Source organism: Actinoallomurus sp. NBC_01490 (assembly GCF_036227085.1).
GTDB classification, from domain to species: Bacteria; Actinomycetota; Actinomycetes; order Streptosporangiales; family Streptosporangiaceae; genus Actinoallomurus; species Actinoallomurus oryzae.
Window position 1 is genome coordinate 6,503,794 of record NZ_CP109433.1, and the last position, 15,331, is coordinate 6,519,124.

The following is a 15,331-nucleotide window of genomic DNA, read 5'->3' on the forward strand; positions in this document are numbered from 1 at the left end:
CACTGTGATCTCGCTTCGCCGCCGTGCTCGCTGATCCGCTCGCTCACGCCGGTGCCTCCGCCGTACGGGGGCGCCGGAGGAACCGGCGGCGTGTCACCGTCGCGCGCTTGGCCGGGTCGAGCCGGTCGCGCGCGGCGTCGCCGAGGAGGTTCACCGCGAGCACGAGGACGAACAGGGCGAGGCCGGGGAACGTGGCGAGCCACCAGGCCGTCGCGATGTACTGCTGCCCGTCGGACAGGATCGACCCCCACGAGGCCGTCGGCGGCTGCACGCCCAGGCCGAGGAAGGACAGCGACGCCTCGTACACCACCATCAGCCCGAACTCCAGCGTGCCCACGACGATCGCCACCGGCAGCACCTCGGGCAGCACGTGCCGGGCCAGGATCCAGCCGCCGGACGCCCCGGTCGCCGTCGCCGCCCGTACGAAACCGCGGCCCCGGGTCTGCAGGGTGGTGGAGTAGGCCACCCGGGCGTACCTCGGCCAGCGCACGATCGCCAGGCACACCACGACGTTGACCAGGCTGGGGCCGAGAACGACGACGACCAGCACGGCGAGCAGGAAGAACGGCACCGACAGGACGACGTCGACGATCCGCATGACGACCGCGCCGAGCCAGCCGCCCCGCCAGCCCGCGACCATGCCGAGCGCGACGCCGGCGACGCCCGCCACCACCACCGCCGCCGCGGCGACGAGCAGCGAGACCCGCGTGCCGTACATCACGCGCGACAGTACGTCGCGGCCGAGGGCGTCGGTGCCCATGAGGTGGTGTGCCTGGGGCGGCAGCAGCCGCCGGGCCAGCGCGACGGCGTTGGGGTCGTCCGGGGCGAGCAGCGGCGCGAACACCGCCAGCAGCACGTACAGGCCGACGATGACCAGCGGGATCGTGAGACGGGACCGGCCGTTCATGCGGTACCTCCTCCGGCGGCCACGCGCCGGTCGATGACGCCGTACAGCAGGTCGGTGGCGAGGTTGACCACGACGTACACGGCCGAGGCGAGCAGGACGATCGCCTGCACGACCGGGAAGTCGCGCGCCTCGACGGACTGGACGGTGAGCTGGCCGAGCCCCGGCCAGGCGAAGATGACCTCGGTGACGACCGCGCCGCCGAGCAGGTTGGCCAGCTCCAGCGCGGCCACGGTGAGCACCGGGATCGCGGTGTTGCGCGCGAGGTGGCGGGTGACCAGGCGCCAGGTGCCGGCGCCCTTGGCGCGCGCCGTGCGCACGTAGTCCTGGGCGAGCTGCTCCAGCATCGCGGCCCGGGTCACGCGGGCGATGGCCGCGGCGGACAGCGCGGCGAGCGTGACGCTGGGCAGCAGCAGCGACAGCGGGCCGTCGTACCCGGTCGAGGGCAGCCAGCGCAGGCCGACCGAGAACACCAGCACGAGGAGCAGCCCGGTCCAGAACGCCGGCATCGCCTGGCCCGCGAGGACGATCGGCATCAGCACCCGCTCCTGCCACCGTCCGCGCCGCAGCGCGGTGACGGTGCCGACCGTGACGCCGAAGAGCAGCGACAGCACCAGCGCCGCGACCGCGAGGTTGGCGGTGTAGGGCAGCCGCTCGGCGAGCAGGTCCGTGGCCGGGCGGTTCTGCACATACGAGTAGCCGAGGTTCCCGTGGACGGCGTTGCCGAGGAAGGTCGTGTACTGGTGCCAGAGCGAGTCGTTCAGGCCGAGCCGGTCGCGCACCCGGGCGATGTCGGCGGCCGTGGCGCCCTCGGGCACCAGCAGCCGGGCCGGGTCGCCCGAGAGGCGCAGCGCGAAGAACACGATCGTCACCACGCCGAACAGGGCCAGCAGCGCCTGCCCGGCCCGGCCGGCGATGTAGCGGGGTGTGGCGGGGAGGGCGGCGAGACGCCGCCGGGGGATCACGGCCGTCATCGTCAGCGCACCTTCATCGTGTCGAGGAAGAAGCTCTCCTGGGCGTCCGGCGTCCAGGAGACCCGGGAGTTCGCGCCGTAGATCGCGTAGTCCTGGAACAGCCCGAGGCCGGGCAGGTCGCGGGCCAGCACCTGGAACGCCTGGTCATAGAGGGCACCGCGCCGCTTCGGGTCGATCACCCGGCGGGCCTGCTCGACGAGCCGGTCGAAGGACGGGTTGGTGTAGGAGCTCCAGATGCCGCCGGTGTGGAAGAGCGGGTAGATCACGCCGTCGGCGTCCAGGCACGAGCACGACCAGCGGCCGAACCGGATCGATCCCCAGTCGTGCCCGGGGTCCTGCACCTTCTTGAGGTACGTCGGCTGGTCGGTGCCGCGGATCTGGACCTTCAGTCCCACGGCCGCGAGGTTCGCCTGGATCGCCTGGACGATCTGCGGGTTGAACGACGGAGACGTCGCCATCACGACGGTCGCACCCTTCGCGCCGGCCTCGGCGACCAGCCGCCGGGCGGCGGCCGGGTCGTACCGGGCGTCCGGCAGTTTCGTGTCGTAGCCGAACGCGAGCGGGGTGAGCAGGGAGTTGATCGGTTTGGCGTACCCGCGCTGGAGGTTCTCGATGAGGGCGCGGTAGTCGATCGCGGCGGCGACGGCCCGCCGCACGCGCGGGTCGTTGGTCGGACCGCCCTTGATGGTGTTGAAGGCCAGGTAGGCGATCCGCTCGGTCGGCGTGGACAGGACGGCGAGCCGGGGGTCGCGCTTGATCTGGTCGGCGGCGTCGGGGGTGAGGCCGGTGGCCAGGTCCGCCTTGCGCGACTGCAGGTCGACGACGCGGCTCGCCACGTTGGGCACCGCGCGGAACACCGCGGCGCGCACGCCCGGCCGGCCGTGCCACCACAGCGGGTTGGCCTTCAGCTCGACCTGGGATCCGGCCGTCGCCGAGACGAGCATGTACGCGCCGGAGCCGATCGGCTTGGCGGCGAACTTCTCGTCGCCGACCCGCCGGACGTAACGCTCGGGCACGATGGACAGGGTGGTCAGGTAGGTCAGCAGCGTCGGCGCGGGCTGCGCCGTGTGGATGACCAGGTCACCGCCGTCGGTGGTGGCCTTGCTGATCATCGAGAAGTTGGCGAACTGCTGGCTGGCGAACTTCTTGTCCAGGATCCGGTTGACGCTGAACGCCGCGTCCGCCGCGGTGAGCGGGCTGCCGTCGCTGAACCGCACGCCGCGCCGGATGGCGAACCGCCAGGTCGTCGCGTCGGTCTGCCGCCAGGAGGTGGCGATCCACGGCACGAGCGCCTGCGTTCTGGGGTTCCGGCGCAGGAGCTGGTCGAAGATGTTGCGGTAGACCGCGTAGGTGTCGGAGTCGTACTGCTTGCCGGGATCCAGGGTGGACGGGTAGTTCGCGGTGTCGATGACGAGGGTGCCGGGGTCGCGCTCGGCGGTCGCGGGACGGATGCCGCAGGCCGCGAGGCTCAGCCCGGCCACGGCGAGGGCGGCGTGGGCGCGGAGACGCTTCGCTCGCATGGCGATCGGATCCAATTTCCTCAGCCGCGGGCGGGAATGCGGTCGTCCTTGGCCAGCAGCGGCACGTCGACACGTACGGTCTCGGGGTACTTCACGCCCGCGCCGGTGTTGAGCACGACCACCTCGTCGTCGGCGCCGAGGTACCCGGCGTCGCGGAGCCTCCCCAGCGCGGCGAAGCAGGCCGCGCCCTCGGGGCAGATGAAGGCGCCCTCCAGCTCGGCGAGCTCGGCCTGGGCGGCGAGGAGCTCCTCGTCGGTGACCGCGACCGCGGTGCCGCCGGTCTCGCGGACCGCCCGCAGGACGAGGAAGTCACCGAGCGCCTTGGGCACCGTGATGCCGAAGGCGACCGTGCGGGCGCCGGGGAACGGCGTGCTCTCCTCCGCGCCGCTCTCGTACGCCTCGACGATCGGCGCGCAGCCGGCGGCCTGCACCGCCACCAGGCGCGGCAGGTCGCCGGTGATCCAGCCGAGCTCCTTGAGCTCCAGCAGCGCCTTGTGGATGCCGATGATGCCGACGCCGCCGCCGGTCGGGTACAGGATGACGTCGGGCATCCGCCAGCCGAGCTGCTCGGCGATCTCATAGCCCATGGTCTTCTTGCCCTCGAGCCGGTAGGGCTCCTTGAGCGTGGAGACCTCCTGGTAGCCGTCCCGCTCCCCCACCGCGGCGCCGACGAGCCGTCCGGCGTCGCCGATGAGGCCGTCGACGCGGTACAGCTCGGCCCCGGCGACCTGGCACTCGGCCATGGTGATCGGCGGCGCGTCGTCCGGCATCGCGATGAGACTGCCCAGGCCGGCCCGCGCGGCGTACAGCGCCCAGGCCGCGCCGGCGTTGCCGTTCGTCGGCATCGCGACGCCCTTGGCGCCCAGCTCGGCGGCGCGGGAGACCCCGACCGCCGCGCCGCGCGCCTTGAAGGTGCCGGTGGGGATCAGGCCCTCGTCCTTCATCAGGAGGCGGTTCAGCCCGGCGCGGCGGCCGTACGCGGGCAGCGGCAGCAGGGGCGTCATCCCCTCACCGAGGCTGATCGCGCGCTCGGGGTCCCGCACGGGCAGGACCTCGTGGTACCGCCAGAGGGTCGGGTCGCGGCGGGCGATGTCGTCCGGGGTCACCGCCTCCCGTACGCGGTCGAGGTCGTACCGGGCGAGCAACGGCGCTCCGGCGGCGGAGGTGCCCTGAAGGACGTCGGCGTCGTAGCGCTCGCCCGTCCGCGAGCACTCCAGGTGGCTGAGGAACGAATAGGTCACGGCCTCTCCTCGTGAGGGGGATGCACGAGGCCGCAATTTTGGATCCAAAATCAGGTGGGCGTCAATAGGCCATCCATGTTCTGGACAATACCGACATGGATTGTTCCCGGGCCCGGCTGGGGTCGATCCGCGTCGTGGATTCGGCGGCTGAAATCCCGTATTTGGCCTGGTAGATACCATGTGTTATGCGCTGGAGCCCGCTCGCGCTTCCGCCACCTTGGATGCGCCCTTCGGTACCGCTCGGCGTTCTCGTGCTGGTGGTGGGCGTCCCGGCGGAGACCGTGCTCGTCGCCCTGCTCAGCATGGTCACATCGGTCCTGTCGCTGGACGTGGTCTACCTGTTCGGCGTGGTGCTGATCTCCGCGGTCTGGGGACTGGGGCTGGGGCTGGTGGCCGCGGCGGCCAGCGCCGTCGCCTTCGGCCTGTACTTCGCCACGTCCACGCCGAACCCGCACGGCATGTGGATCATGCTCCTCGCGAACCTCGTGGCCTACTCGATCGTGGCGGTGCTGTCCTGCTCGGTCTGTGCCTCGACGCGGCTGCTGGCGCGCGAGGTGGACGCACGCGTCGACGCCGACCTGTCCGCCACTCTGGCCCGTCTGCTGCTGCGCGCCCCCGACCTGCGGTCCGCGATGCCCGCGGCGGCCCGGGGACTGGCTCGCACGCTGGGTCTGCCGTCGGCCTCGATCCACCCCGGATCCGTACGCCCCCGGGAGGGGCACACGGCGTTCCCGCTCCGCGGCGACGGGATGCTCGCCACCCTCATCGTCCCCGCCGACGTGACCGGGTCCACGCTCCGGCGGCTGCGCGACCGCGCGGTGCCCTCGCTGGAGTTGCTGCTGGGGGCCGCGCACGAGCGTGAGCGCACGGCGGACGCGCTGCGCGTCAGCCGGGACCAGCTCCAGCGGATCGTCGACGAGCAGACCTCGCTGCGGCACCTGGCCACCCTGGTGGCGTGCGGCGCCCCGCCGACGGAGGTCTTCGACGCCGTCGCCCGTGAGATGGGCATGAACCTCGGCGTGGAGCACACCGTGGTCGTCCGCTACCGCCCGGACGACACGGCGGTGGTCACCGCCGGGAGCTGGAACTACCAGGGGATCGTCGAGCACGGCTCGCACTGGGTGCTGGAACCGGGAACCGTCACCGAACTGGTCCACCGCACGCGTTCACCCGCGCGGGTGAGCGCCTACACCGGCGACGGGGCGCTGTCCAAGCGGCTGCGCGACCGCGGGATCGTCTCGTCCGTCGGCTGTCCGATCATGGTCGGCAGCTTCCTGTGGGGCATCGCGATCGCGTCCTCGAAGAAGGAGGAGCCGCTGCCGCCCGACACCGAACGGCGGATGCACGAGTTCACCGAGCTGGCCTCCGCCGCCATCGCCAACGCCCAGAGCCACACCGACCTGATCGCCTCGCGGGCCCGGGTCGTCGCCGCCGCGGATGAGACCCGCCGCCGCATCGAACGCGATCTGCACGACGGCACCCAGCAGCACCTGGTCACGATCGCCCTCGACATGCGGGGCATCGAGGTCGGCCTGCCGCCGGAGCTGGACGAGACGCGGCACCGGCTCTCGGGGGCGGCGCGGGCGCTGGAGGAGGCGCTCGCGGAGCTGCGGGAGATCTCCCGCGGCCTGCACCCGGCGATCCTGGCGAAGGGCGGCCTGAAGGTCGCGCTGACCGCGCTCGCCGGCCGCTCATCCGTCCCGGTCGAACTCGCCGTGAACGGCACGGCCCGGCTGCCCGAACGCGTCGAGGTGAGCATCTACTACGTCGTCTCCGAGGCGCTGACCAACGCGGCCAAGCACGCGAACGCGACGGCGATCAGGGTCGACCTGTCCGTGGAGGAGACCGTGGTACGGCTGTCCGTCCGCGACGACGGCGCCGGAGGCGCCGATCCGAACCACGGGTCCGGACTGACCGGCCTCTCCGACCGCGTCCAGGCTCTCGGCGGTCGGCTGCAGATCATCAGCCGTCCCGGCGAAGGGACCACGTTGTTCGCCGAGATCCCATATCAGCCATGACGACGGCGAAACGGCGAACAGGCCGCCCCTGTGCCGATTGTGGCCAATCCACTACGTAAAGTGTTCGTCGCCCCCTCGCGGGTTAGAAACATGACGAAGGTGATCCGGCAGGCACGGAAGACGGCGTGGGGCGAGAACCGCGGGGGTGCGGCTCCCGCCTCGCGTCGAACGGCCCCCGCGGGCGGGACGGCGTCAGGGCAGCAGGACGAGTTTCCGGCCGCCGGCCCGGCCGGCGGCCACTCGGCTCAGCGCCGACGGGCCCTCGGCGAGCGGCATCGCCTCGGGCGTGAGCCGGAGGCGGCCGGCGACGACGTCGTCGGCGAGCGCGGCGAGCTGTGCCGGGTCCGGCCGGACGTAGAGGTTGGTGCTCGCCACGTCCCGGCGTGGCGGCGGCGCGTCCGACGTCAGCGAGCAGAGCAGGCCGCCGTCGCGTACGAGGCCCATCGCCTCGACGGCGGTGCCCTCGGCGGCGACGAGCGCGGCGTCGAAGCCGCCCTCCAGCCGTGTGGTCCAGCCGCGGTCGTGGTAGTCGGCCACCTCGGCCGCGCCGAGCTCGTGCAGCCGCCGGGCGCTCGACTCCGACGCGGTCGTGGACACCGTGAGGCCGGCGGCCACGGCGAGCTGGAGCGCGAGTGATCCGGTGACGCCTCCCCCGCCGGTGATCAGGAGCCGCTGCCCCGGCTCGAGCGAGAGCAGGTCGATCGCCTGCCGCGCGGTGAGGCCGGCGACGGGCAGCGCGGCGGCGGTCTCCGGATCGAGATCGTCCGGGCGCCGGGTGAGCGCCTCCGCGGTGAGCAGGACACGCTCGGCCCAGAAGCCGCTGCCGCCGGGCAGCGGTGCCTCGTGCACCAGCACGGCGTCGCCGTCGGCCGGCTCCTCGACGCCCTCACCGGTGGCGATCACCCGCCCGGTCCCCTCGACGCCCAGCGCGGCGGGCGGGACCAGGCCCACATCCCACCCGCCGGTGTGCAGTAGCCGGTCCCAGGCGCCGACTCCGGCGGCCTCGACGGCCACCACGACCTGGCCGGCGCCGGGCGGGCCCGGGTCCGGCAGTTCCAGCGCCCGGACCCTCCCGCCGGCCTCGGTCACTCCACAGGCTCGCATCCGGCGTTCCTCCTCCCCGCCACGCGACCGCGGGTGAGCACACCCCCTGGATCCAGGATCGATCCACCGGACCGAAGATCGCCACCCGGGGTCAGTGCAGCAGGCCGGCCCGCCGGGCGCCGTGGCGCAGCCGGTCGCGGTGGTCCGGGTGCGCGATGGCGATGAGGGCCTCGGCGCGGCGGGACAGGCTCCGCCCTCGCAGCTCGGCGACGCCGTACTCGGTCACCACGTGGTCGACCGTGTTCTTCAGCGTCGTGACCGGGCTGCCCGGTGACAGGTCGACGGTGATCCTGCTGGTGCCGTCGTGGGTGGTCGCGTGGGTCACCAGGAAGGCCCGTCCGCCCGCCGAGTACATCGCGCCGCGGGCGAAGTCGGCCTGGCCGCCCGAGCCGGACCAGTACCGCCCGGCGATGGTCTCGCTGGCGGCCTGACCGCGCAGGTCGACCTCGCTCGTGGCGTTGATCGAGACCATCCGCGGCTCGCGGGCGATGACGCGGGGGTTGTTCACCCACTCCACCGGCAGCAGCGCCACCGAGCGGTTGTCGTCGAGCCAGTCGAAGAACCGGCGGCTGCCGACGCAGAACGTCGCGACGTGCTTGTTGCGCTGCTGGTGCTTGCGCGCGCCGGTCAGCGCCCCGCACTCCACCAGGTCCATGAGGCCGTCGGACATCGCCTCGGTGTGCACGCCGAGATGGCGGTGGCCGCGCAGCGAGGCCAGGAGGGCGTTCGGGATCCGGCCGACCCCGATCTGGAGGCAGGCTCCGTCCGGCACGCGCTCCGCGACGTACTCGGCGATCCTGGCGTCGCGTTCGTCGGGCTCGGGCGGCACCGTCTCGGCGAGCGGGTAGTCCGCCTCGCACCAGCCGGCGATCTGGCTGATGTGCAGCTGGTTCTGCCCGGACGTCCGCGGCATCCGCGCGTTGACCTCCAGGAAGAACGGCGTCTCTCCGATGAAGGAGGCCGCGTAGTCGGCGTTCGTACCGAGGCTGAAGTAGCCGTGCCGGTCGGGCGGGCTCGCCGCCGCCAGCACCAGGTCACGGCGCGTGGTCTGGCGCAGCAGGAGCGGCACCTCGCTGAAGTGCGCGGGCACGAGTTCGCAGGTGCCGTTCCAGTAGGCCCGGCGGTCGCCGGGGCCGAGGAAGTAGCTGACGTGCTCCAGCCGCCCGGGGAACTCTCCTCGGATGTACGGACGCTCGCGCACCGGGTCCATCTGGTGCACCCGTACGCCGGTGAGCTCCGCGGCGCCCGCCTCCAGGGCGTCCATGACCGTGTGCGGCTCTCCGTTGAACAGCGGGACGATCAGGTCCGCGCCGGCGGTGACGTGCTCGAGCACGTCACCGGGAGCGTTCGGCCGGTCGAGCCGGGCGGTCCCCGTCACGAGGACTCGCCGTCGTCGGCCGGGAGGCCGGCGGCGGCGCGCGAACGGCGGTCCCACTCGGGCTGGACGTCGGCGAAGCGCGGCCCGTGGCCGCGCTTGTAGACCAGCAGCGTGCGCTCGAAGGTGATGACGATCCTTCCCTCGGCGGTGAACCCGACCGTACGGACGGTGACGACGCCGACGTCCGGGCGGGACTTGGAGGGCCGGGCGGACAGGACCTCGGACTGGGAGTAGACGGTGTCGCCCTCGAACAGCGGGTTCGGCATCCGCACCCGGTCCCACCCGAGGTTGGCCATCACGTGCTGGGAGATGTCGGTCACGCTCTGCCCGGTGACCAGCGCGAGCGTGAACGTCGAGTCGACCAGCGGCCTGCCGAACTCGGTCTGGGACGCGTAGTGGGTGTCGAAGTGCAGCGGCGCGGTGTTCTGGGTCAGCAGCGTCAGCCAGGCGTTGTCGGTCGCGGTCACGGTGCGCCCGAGCGGATGCCGGTACACGTCACCGACCGTGAAGTCCTCGAAGTAGCGGCCGGTCCAGGACACCGTGCCGCCGGACCGCTCCGGCCCGCCCGTGTTCGGTTCGTTCATCTTCGCCACTCCTTCACGTGTTCGCCGCCTCGGTCCCATCGTTCCCGACCCGCTCGGGCCGCCCGCGCCCGCCCCGGTGTCACGCGCGGGCCCGGGCGGCGCGGGCGAACTGGTCGTCGAAGCGGCGCGGGAACGGCATCATCCGGTGCCGGTCCGCCCACGGGGCGGCCTGCCGTACGGCGTTGCAGCCGGCGGCGGTGACGATCCGCTCCGCGCCGGCGAACAGCGGCCACGCCGGGTAGACGTCGAGGTGGGCGACGTCGTCCGGCAGTGTCGCGGGGCGGCTCGGCGACACGAGCGTGAACCGTGGCCGTACGCCCTCCAGCGCGGCGGTCTCCCGCGCGTACGCGACCAGCTCCGCGGTCTCGCCGGGCGGGCCGGAGTGCACGACCAGCCAGCCACCGGGCGGAGCCGCCGGAGGCGCGGCGGGGGGTTCGGCGAGTTCCAGCGGGGCGAGGGCGGCGGACACCGACCGCAGATACGCCTCGTGTCCGGCGGTCACCGGCTCCACGAGCCAGGTCTCGTCGAAGGCGAGCGGCTCGGCCGGCAGCAGCGGCCGGTACTCGTCCCAGCGCAGCAGCCGCGCCAGGTGCACGACGCGGACGCCGGGCGGAACGGCTCGCGCGGACAGCTCTCCGGCCAGCCCGGCGGGGAACGCGTCCACCACGAGTTCGGCGGGCGCGAGCTCCGCCAGCGTGGCGGCGGCCCATCGGGTGAGCCCGTCGCGGTCGAGGCCGGCCGGCGCGGACCGTACGGGACGGCCGCCGGTGACGCGCGGGTCGGCGGCGAACGGCGAGCCGGTCAGGATCGTGACCGGCCCGCGCGCCTCCCGCGTGTGCAGGTACGCCCGGATGCGCGTGAGGTGCCCGAGTCCGCCGCCGTGCGCGTAACAGACGATCAGCGGTCGCTCCCGGTCTCCCGGAGGACGGCCAGGTAACCCGCCGTCTCCGCCGCCGGGGTGAAGTCGCGGCGCACCCGCTCTTCGGCGGCGGCGCCCAGCTTGGCCAGTTCGTCGCCGGTCGCGCGCGCCGCGCGGCGGACGGCCGCCCGGCAGCCGTGCGGGTCGCCGGCGGTGAACGTGAAGCCGATCTCGTCGTCGGCCAGGTCGGCGAGGCCGCCCGCGTCCGAGGCGAGCAGCGGTACGCCCAGGGCGGCCGCCTCCAGCGCGACGTTCGGCAGGCCGTCGTAGAACGAGGGCAGGGCGACGAGGTCACAGGCCGCGTACACGGCGGGCAGCGCGAACCGGTCGAGGAAGGGCATCCGCGTCCAGGCGACGGCGTCGAGCCGCTCGGCGACACCGTCCTCCAGCTCCCCGACGAACAGCAGGTGGAACCGCTCCGCGTGGCCGGAGCCGAGCAGCGCGTCCAGCAGGAACCCGACGCCCTTCTTGTTCTTCAGCTGCCCGACGAGACCGAGGACCCGGCGGCCGGGCGCGACGGCGGAGGCCCGCCACGCCTGCGCGCGGGACCGCTCGGAGGGCAGGATCTCCCAGTTCGCCGTGTCGATCCCGTTGGCCACCCAGGTCACGGCCACCTCGGGCACGAGCGCGGAGACCAGTGGCGCGTGCGAGCGGGCGACCACGCAGACGCGCGCCGAGGCGCGCAGCGCGCTCATCAGCGTCTCGCGGCGCCGCAGCGAGAAGACCCCGGTGTCGAAGTCGTTGCCGCGCAGGCAGGTGACCAGCGGCACGCCGAGCCAGGCGGCGATGACCGGGGCGCCCAGCAGCGCGTGGGTGCCGCCGAACGCGACGACGTGCGTGTAGGCATGACCGGCGAGCACGGTCCAGAGGCGGCGCAGCGCGTGCTCGGGGCCGTCGCCGAGCGGCACGGTCAGCAGTCCGCCGCCGTACTCCCGCTCGTTCCCCCACGGCCGGTCGCGCCGGGTCAGGTGCGCGACGTCGACCTCCACGCCCGCACCGCGCAGGCCGCGGACGATCCGGTCGCACGACTCGGCCATGCCGCCGCGGCTCGGCGGGTAGTGCTCGGTGAGCCACAGCACGCGCATCAGCTGTCGTCCCAGCCGCCGTCACCGGAGCCGTCGCCGAGGTCCCCGCCGATGTCGAAGTCATCGCCGGAGTCGCCGGAGTCGCCGCCCTGGTCGAAGCCCTCCCGGTCGTAGCCGTCGTAGGTGTCGTACAGGACCGGGTCGCCGTAGTCGTAGGAGGTCCGCTGGTAGTGCGCGCGACGGTAGCCGCGCGCCCAGCCCGGGCGGTAAGGGTCGGCGTAGCCCTGGACGCCGGAGCACTCCGGGCACAGACCCTGGGCGTCCACGTGCTCCGCGCACACCGGGCGGCCACAGCGGCACGCGGTGACCGCGGGGCGGTCACAGCGGCCGAGGACGAAGAACCCGGTGGTCGCTCCGCAGGGGTTCACGCGGTCCTCCCCGAGGCCTGCGGCGGGGTCCAGCGGAACAACTCGGCGACGACCGTGAGGATCGCCTGGAGCTGGTCGTTCTCCTCGGGCACGCGGGGAAGCTTGGCGGTCGCGTTCAGCGCGACCCGCTTGCCGTCCTTGACCCGCACCCGGATCCACGCGGGCGGCGCGGTGCCCGGACGCCGCACCGCGGCGTCCCGCGCCAGCGTGCGCTTGGCGTCGATGCGCTGCACCGCCTTCTTCTTGGTCTTCCACTTGTGCTTGCCGCGGGCGTTGACCCGGTGGATCTTCCGGTGGCGAATCCGGTCGGTGACCCGGATCTCCAGGACGCTGCCGTCCCGCAGCTCCGCGCGCACCTGGAGCCAGGGGTCCAGGACGAACCACTCGGTAAGCCGGCGGACGCGCCCGCCGACGGGCAGGTCACGTTCGGGGCCCTTCTTACCGGGCGCGCCGGGCCCGCGGAGGTCGGCGGCGACACCGATCGCGCCGTCGGGCGCCGTGTCCTCCGACAGCACGTGGATGATCGGGACGAGGACCGCCGTCGTCCGCGACGGCAGCCGCCATTTTCGTCGTCTCACCGTCGCCTCGTGCTGGGAAAGGCTCGCCAGAACGGCCGCCCACTCGCCGGGAACGGACGACGCCGAGACCGTGCGCTCCAGCGTCAGCCGCTGGTGCGCGGGGTGGAAGCGGCCGATCGCTTCGCGGGTCTTCCGCCAGAACATGAGGCGGACACTATCAATTGTCCATATTCGAAGTCATAGACCGATAAATCATGGCCATTTTCGCCCGCGTCGCCGCCCAGCCGAACTCCTCCCGTACGCGCCGGCGCCCGCGCTCCCCCATGGCTCGCGCGGCCTCCGGGTACTCCAGCAGGACGCGGATGACACGCGCCAGCTCCGCGGGACGGTCCGGGGCGACCAGGCGCCCGTGCGCGCCGTCGGCCATGATCTCCCGTACGGCGGGAAGCCCGGACGCGACCACCGGCGTACCGGCGGCCATCGACTCGAGGATCTTCAGCGGCGCGCAGCCCTGGTCGACGTTGCGCGCGCAGCCGGTCAGCGGCGCCACGGACACCTCCGCCCCGGCGAGCCAGGCGGCCACCTCGGCGTGCGGCAGCGTGAACCGCCAGACGATCCGGTCGGCGACGCCGAGCCGCCCGGCGAGCCGGCGCAGCGCCCGCGCCCGGCGTTCCGGCACGGACGAGCAGATGACCAGTCGGAGCCCGGTCAGGTCGGCGAGCCGGGCGAACGCGCGGAGCAGCACGTCGAGCCCCTGCCACGGCTGCAGCGCGCCCACGTAGACGATGTACCGCTCCGGCGCGTCGGGCGGGCGCGGCGTCTCGGAGGGCACGTCGGCGCCGTTCGGCACCAGGTGGATCCTGCCCTCGGGCACGCCCCGCCGCACGAGCGCGGAAGCGATCACGTTCGAGGGCACCACGACCGCGTCCGCCCGCTCCAGGCAGCGGTCCTCCAGCCCGGCGATCGCGGCGAGCGTGGCCGGCGGCGCGAGCGGCCAGGTGTGGGCCAGCTCGATGGAGGGCAGCCCGTTCACCTCGTACACCACGCGGTAGCCCCGGCCGGGCGCGGTCACGACGGGCAGGGCGCTCCACGGGTCGCGGACGTGACAGACGCGCAGCGTGGAAACGTGCGGCGCCAGGTGCGCGGCGACCCAGGCGGAGTAGGCCTCCGCTCGGTCGATGAGGTTGGGAATCCGCTCGCCGAATCGGGCGATCTCGACGCCGCGGTCCGGCTCCCACTGGTAACGCGGCAGGCCGCCCCCGCCGAGCACGCCGAGCAGGCCGCCGCCGAACTCCTCGAACAGCGCGGCCGCCATCTGCCCGATGTGCACCGCGGAGCCCTTGCTGGAGGGAAACCGGTCGAAGGCGAAGTACGCCGCGCGGACCTCCCGCCACCGCGCCGGCCCCGGCGCGGTCACACCGACCGCCCGGCGGGGCGCGCGAGCCCCGCACCGGAAGCACCCGGCGGCTCGGCACCGGCGGCGTAGGAGGGCTCGGCTCCGGCGGCGCACGGCCGCCCGGCGCTCGCGGCGCGTGGCGGTTCGGCACCGGCGGCGTACGGGGGCTCGGCTCCGGCGGCATACGGCGGCTCGGGATCCGCGGCGTGCGGGGGTTCGGGGTACGCGGCGCGGCGGCGGTGCCAGGCGATCTGGTCGGTGAGGCCCTCGGCCAGGCCGATGCGGGGAAACCAGCCGAGGAGGCGGGCGGCCTCGCCGCTGTCGGCCCAGGTGCGGGCCGCGTCGCCGGGCACGGCGGCCCGGTGGTCGATCCGTGGTCGTACGCCGAGCAGGCCGGCCAGCAGGTCGATCGCGTCCCGTACCGGGACGTGCGCCGGGTGGCCGACGTTGAGCACGGTGCCGGGCGGCAGGCCGGTCGTGGCGGCGGCGACGGTGGCCGCGACGACGTCTGCGACGTGGGTGAAGGCGCGCGACTGGCCGCCGTCGCCGAAGACCGGCAACGGCCGGCCGGCGAGTCCCGCCTCGATGAACCGGTGGAAGGCCATGTCCGGCCGCTGCCGGGGACCGTAGACGGAGAAGTACCGCAGCACGACGGTCGGCAGCCCGCGCGCGGCGGCCCGTGCGGCGAGGCGTTCCATCGCGGCCTTGCTGGAGGCGTACGGGCTGGCGGGCCGCAGTGGGTCCCGTTCGGTGTTCGGGCGGCCGCCGGCCGAGCCGTACACCGAGGAGCTGGAGGCGACCACGACGCGCGGCGGCGCGGCGGCGGCCTCACAGGCGGCGAGCAGCCGGCGGGTGGCGGTCACGTTGTCGCGGACGGCGGCGGCGCGGCCCTCACCCCACGAGCTGCGGACACCGGGCCGGCCGGCCAGGTGCACGACGACGTCCGCGCGTACGAGGGAGGTGAGGTCGTCGATGGCGAGGTCGGTCTCGACCCGGTGGACGCCGGACCGGTCCGCGAGACCCGCCCAGTTCACCCGCGCGGCGGCGGGCGAGGCGGAACGCGCGGGCGCGTCGACGGCGACCACCTCGTGCCCGGCACGGGCCATCGCCTCCGCCACATGGCTCCCGATGAACCCGGCCGCCCCCGTCACCACCGCCCGCACGGTGCGCACCATAGCGGATCCCCCCCGTACCGGTACGTTCCGGTGGCCTGCGCTCGATGACCTCCTGGAGCCCTCGTCCGTCGGGAGCGGTGTCCAGGGGTCGCGTCGCCCTCGTCGGGCGGAGGGGTGAGTCAGCCTCTTTTCGGCCGGCGGCACCCT

General features: G+C 73.8%; 14 protein-coding genes. 1 reads left to right on the forward strand and 13 read right to left on the reverse strand.

The genetic code is table 11. From position 1 onward, the window contains the following. Positions 1-43 precede the first annotated feature (43 nt). The 4 genes from OG417_RS30450 to OG417_RS30465 are packed head-to-tail and all read right to left on the reverse strand — an operon-like array spanning position 44 to position 4,639. Positions 44-907: an ABC transporter permease gene (locus OG417_RS30450; RefSeq protein ID WP_329235813.1), complete on the reverse strand. Its 864-nt coding sequence runs from the start codon at positions 905-907 to the stop codon at positions 44-46. Next, positions 904-1,878: an ABC transporter permease gene (locus tag OG417_RS30455; RefSeq protein ID WP_329235815.1), complete on the reverse strand. Its 975-nt coding sequence runs from the start codon at positions 1,876-1,878 to the stop codon at positions 904-906. The genes OG417_RS30450 and OG417_RS30455 overlap by 4 nt, the downstream gene beginning before the upstream one ends. A 2-nt stretch (positions 1,879-1,880) precedes the next feature. Further along, entirely contained in the window at positions 1,881-3,398 is a 1,518-nt protein-coding gene (locus tag OG417_RS30460; protein ID WP_329235817.1) for an ABC transporter substrate-binding protein, read from the reverse strand. 20 nt (positions 3,399-3,418) lie between these two features. Beyond that, the gene (locus tag OG417_RS30465; protein ID WP_329235820.1) at positions 3,419-4,639 is read right to left on the reverse strand and encodes a threonine synthase; all 1,221 of its coding nucleotides are present in this window, start codon (positions 4,637-4,639) and stop codon (positions 3,419-3,421) included. 221 nt (positions 4,640-4,860) lie between these two features. Between OG417_RS30465 and OG417_RS30470 the strand changes: the two genes are divergently transcribed. After that, positions 4,861-6,657 carry a GAF domain-containing sensor histidine kinase gene (locus OG417_RS30470; protein ID WP_329235823.1) on the forward strand — a complete coding sequence of 599 codons (1,797 nt, stop codon included), beginning with the start codon at positions 4,861-4,863 and terminating at the stop codon, positions 6,655-6,657. A gap of 192 nt (positions 6,658-6,849) precedes the next feature. Here the strand turns inward: OG417_RS30470 and OG417_RS30475 are convergent, their stop codons facing one another. The 9 genes from OG417_RS30475 to OG417_RS30515 all read right to left on the reverse strand — a co-directional run bounded on the left by OG417_RS30475 (position 6,850) and on the right by OG417_RS30515 (position 15,184). Further along, a complete protein-coding gene (locus OG417_RS30475; RefSeq protein WP_329235825.1) occupies positions 6,850-7,761 on the reverse strand; it encodes an NADP-dependent oxidoreductase in 912 nt (303 codons plus the stop codon). Positions 7,762-7,852: 91 nt separating this feature from the next. Continuing rightward, a complete protein-coding gene (locus OG417_RS30480) occupies positions 7,853-9,139 on the reverse strand; it encodes an acetyl-CoA hydrolase/transferase family protein (RefSeq protein WP_329235827.1) in 1,287 nt (428 codons plus the stop codon). After that, positions 9,136-9,723, reverse strand: a complete 588-nt coding sequence (locus tag OG417_RS30485; protein ID WP_329235830.1) for a MaoC family dehydratase — start codon at positions 9,721-9,723, stop codon at positions 9,136-9,138. The genes OG417_RS30480 and OG417_RS30485 overlap by 4 nt, the downstream gene beginning before the upstream one ends. A 79-nt stretch (positions 9,724-9,802) precedes the next feature. Further along, entirely contained in the window at positions 9,803-10,387 is a 585-nt protein-coding gene (locus OG417_RS30490) for a hypothetical protein (RefSeq protein WP_329235832.1), read from the reverse strand. A 233-nt stretch (positions 10,388-10,620) separates the two neighbouring features. Beyond that, a complete protein-coding gene (locus tag OG417_RS30495; RefSeq protein ID WP_329235835.1) occupies positions 10,621-11,727 on the reverse strand; it encodes a glycosyltransferase family 4 protein in 1,107 nt (368 codons plus the stop codon). Then, positions 11,727-12,095, reverse strand: coding sequence for a hypothetical protein (locus tag OG417_RS30500; protein ID WP_329235838.1), 369 nt, complete (start codon positions 12,093-12,095; stop codon positions 11,727-11,729). Before OG417_RS30500 ends, OG417_RS30495 begins: the two co-directional genes overlap by 1 nt. Then, positions 12,092-12,817, reverse strand: a complete 726-nt coding sequence (locus OG417_RS30505) for a hypothetical protein (RefSeq protein ID WP_329235841.1) — start codon at positions 12,815-12,817, stop codon at positions 12,092-12,094. The genes OG417_RS30500 and OG417_RS30505 overlap by 4 nt, the downstream gene beginning before the upstream one ends. A gap of 13 nt (positions 12,818-12,830) precedes the next feature. Continuing rightward, the gene (locus OG417_RS30510; protein ID WP_329235844.1) at positions 12,831-14,030 is read right to left on the reverse strand and encodes a glycosyltransferase family 4 protein; all 1,200 of its coding nucleotides are present in this window, start codon (positions 14,028-14,030) and stop codon (positions 12,831-12,833) included. Next, positions 14,027-15,184 (reverse strand): NAD-dependent epimerase/dehydratase family protein, encoded by a 1,158-nt coding sequence (locus tag OG417_RS30515; protein WP_329235847.1) that lies wholly within the window; start codon positions 15,182-15,184, stop codon positions 14,027-14,029. Before OG417_RS30515 ends, OG417_RS30510 begins: the two co-directional genes overlap by 4 nt. Positions 15,185-15,331 lie beyond the last annotated feature (147 nt).